The organism is Halalkalibacter lacteus, assembly GCF_036663595.1.
GTDB classification, from domain to species: Bacteria; Bacillota; Bacilli; order Bacillales; family Bacillaceae_D; genus Halalkalibacter; species Halalkalibacter lacteus.
Genome location: NZ_JAWRVL010000387.1, coordinates 1 through 245 on the forward strand (window position 1 = coordinate 1; position 245 = coordinate 245).

Consider the following 245-nt stretch of genomic DNA (forward strand, 5'->3'; position numbering starts at 1 on the left):
ACAGCCGCTATTACTAATTTATTTCTACTTTCAAATGAAGTCTCTGAAGACGCTGGATATGAAATTACTAAGGCATTGTTTGAAAGTCTTGAGCAAATTCAAGTATCTCACAATGCTGCAAAAGATATAACGTTAGAAACCGTTGACGTTTGTATGCCTATTCCATTTCATCCAGGAGCTGATCGTTACTTTAAAGAAGTGGGAGCATTAGACTAATATATTTCTTGAGAGCTTACTCTTTCAAT

1 protein-coding gene is annotated in these 245 nt (G+C 35.1%); it reads left to right on the plus strand.

Annotation, left to right across the window (positions count from 1 at the left end):
* On the plus strand, positions 1-216 hold a 216-nt coding region (locus SAZ04_RS22765; RefSeq protein WP_332700018.1), incomplete at its 5' end, for a TAXI family TRAP transporter solute-binding subunit.
* Between the last annotated feature and the right edge of the window lie 29 nt (positions 217-245).